Annotated in this window: 3 protein-coding genes; all 3 read right to left on the bottom strand. The window is 57.0% G+C overall.

What is annotated here, in order from left to right; genetic code table 11:
* Nucleotides 1-102: 102 nt before the first annotated feature.
* Nucleotides 103-804: a hypothetical protein gene (locus Q7V20_RS20775; protein WP_304795518.1), complete on the bottom strand. Its 702-nt coding sequence runs from the start codon at nucleotides 802-804 to the stop codon at nucleotides 103-105.
* A 2-nt stretch (nucleotides 805-806) separates the two neighbouring features.
* Entirely contained in the window at nucleotides 807-1748 is a 942-nt protein-coding gene (locus Q7V20_RS20770) for a MoxR family ATPase (protein ID WP_304795516.1), read from the bottom strand.
* 153 nt (nucleotides 1749-1901) lie between these two features.
* Nucleotides 1902-2117, bottom strand: a complete 216-nt coding sequence (locus Q7V20_RS20765) for a hypothetical protein (protein WP_304795514.1) — start codon at nucleotides 2115-2117, stop codon at nucleotides 1902-1904.
* Nucleotides 2118-2132: the final 15 nt, after the last annotated feature.

Genomic DNA, 2132 nt, shown 5'->3' with positions numbered 1-2132 from the left:
GCTCGTTGGACGGCTTTAGTTCGCCAGTCGTCACGGCTGCGTATCAGTTTTGACAGTTGGGGCATCGCTTTGGGGTGAGTTTCGAATCCATTAACCGGTGGTTTAAATTATACTTATGGTTGAGGTATTTCGACAGCCTAGCCTGATGCTGTCGAGATCGGTGCCGAAAAATGCCAGCACCTCGTGTTCAGCTTTCAGATCAGCCGACACTTCCCGGCTATTTTCGGTGGCCATGTCGATTTCAACACCGGCAAAGCGTTGGTGTTTTAACGCCAGCAACAACAGCCAGGGCATAACACCTTGCGCTGGTTTGATCTGGCCACTATGCTCAAAGCGTCCTGCCGTGAGGGTCAGCTCGCTGAGTTGTTGCCAACCCGGCCAGCCTTGTTCAGGACGGGCTTCGCTGTCTGACAGCGTGTGGATGACACCGACCAGCCGCTTGATCTCAGCAGCCAAAGCCTTCCGCGTCTGGCGGTTGGTCCGGCAGTCGATATGCCAATACAACGCCACCACTGGGGTGGGTGGCGACGGCTTTGACGGTTGCGGATCAGGCGCCGGTACGATTTGAATCGACACGTTGCCTGTCCCGTCAATATCAACCTCGGCCACAAACACATAGCCTTTGGCCTGTTTTTCCCGTTCGATGTCGGATTGCCTGATGCCGCTGCGGGTATTGGCTCCGGCTAAGCGCGGGGCGGTTTTGCCCCACCGGGTGGTGATGCTGCCGTCTGGGTTCGTCCTGACCGCCCAGTCTTTGGAACTGCCGTCCGCATTGCGGTGACGGTATAAACGCCAGGCCGCCATGGCTACACCTGCCAGTCATCGCCGAACACATCCTTGGCGATGCGATGAATTGCTTCGCGCTCGGAAGGTTCCGCCCTGAAAGTCAATGCCCTGTCCAGGGAATAGGCCAAGGCATTGGGGGCGTTTTTGAACGTCGCCACCAAGGAAGCCCAGCGCACCAAACCGCGGGTTGACAGCGTGACCGACAACATGCCGCTGCCATCCTGACCGCCGATAAACACCTTGCGGATCTGGTTGGCGACTTTGACCATGCTGGCACGCACGGTCTCCGGCATACCGGGCACGACATTGGCCAACAGTTTCATCTCGTCTTCCGGTTCGGGATAACCCACTTCCAGCAAACGGAACCGGTCCAGAAAGGATAAATTTTGCCTTAACACGCCCTGGTACAAACCTGACGGGTCGCCGGCACCGGCGCTATTGCCAGTGGCGACCAAGCGAAACTTCGGATGCGGGATAATCACCGCGCCGGTCTGCGGCAGCAGCAAGGGTTTGCCTTCGACGATTTCGTTCAAGCCGATCAACTCGGCCGGATCGACGGCGTCGATTTCATTGACCAACAGCACATGGCCAAGACCGACGGCCAAAGTTAAAGGGCCGTCAATCCATTGCATCGCGCCGCCCTCGACCAGCATAAACTGGCCGAGCAAATCGTTGAGCTCCAGGCGGCCGTGCCCGGTCACCGCATGGACACCCCACTGCAGACGTGCGGCGACCTGTTCCACTAACGAGGTTTTGCCGGAACCGGTCGGCCCGGTCAGATACAAACCATCGCCATTGGGGAAGCCAAGGAACGCCAGCACATCGCGCAAGTGATCCTTGCGGAACACATACGGTTTTTGGGCGGGCACATAGGGATTTTGTGAAGGCACAAAGCCTTCCACTTTCATGGAAGCTGGCGCCGCGATGCCGAAAGTATCGGCAATGGAATAGGATTGCATCATGGTGAACTCCTTACGGTGGGGGTTGGAACCCGAAACCGGGGCACACCATCACCCTGAAGGGTAGCGTGCCCCTTCGGGTGGATGAATCCCCTGATTGCCAAGGGATGTGTCTGTAAAATTACAGCCAACTCAAATAACGTAAAAACATCGGCATTAAGCGGCTTTGGACAATGGCATTGTCATTGCCAATTCGGCGCGGGCGAACGTTTCCTCGTCCAGCAAACGTAACACCCGGCGGATATCGGCTTGCAAGCCGGGGTCGTTGCTTTGGCTCCGCATGTGCCGGACCAGATGCCGTTTGGCAGTGATGTCTTCGGGGCTGGCCGTTTCCAGCCAGGCATATAGGGTTTTCCAAAAGTCGTTGTTCATGGCTGACCTCCTTAA

The organism is Aquabacterium sp. (assembly GCF_030652515.1).
In the GTDB taxonomy this organism is placed as follows: domain Bacteria; phylum Pseudomonadota; class Gammaproteobacteria; order Burkholderiales; family Burkholderiaceae_C; genus Aquabacterium.
This window is presented reverse-complemented; position numbering and strand designations above follow the sequence as displayed.

Excerpts from the sequence above, each read along its gene's own strand:
- Q7V20_RS20775 (WP_304795518.1), bottom strand. The coding sequence starts at position 804 with ATGGCGGCCTGGCGTTTATACCGTCACCGCAATGCGGACGGCAGTTCC.
- Q7V20_RS20765 (WP_304795514.1), bottom strand. The coding sequence starts at position 2,117 with ATGAACAACGACTTTTGGAAAACCCTATATGCCTGGCTGGAAACGGCC.
- Q7V20_RS20770 (WP_304795516.1), bottom strand. The coding sequence starts at position 1,748 with ATGATGCAATCCTATTCCATTGCCGATACTTTCGGCATCGCGGCGCCA.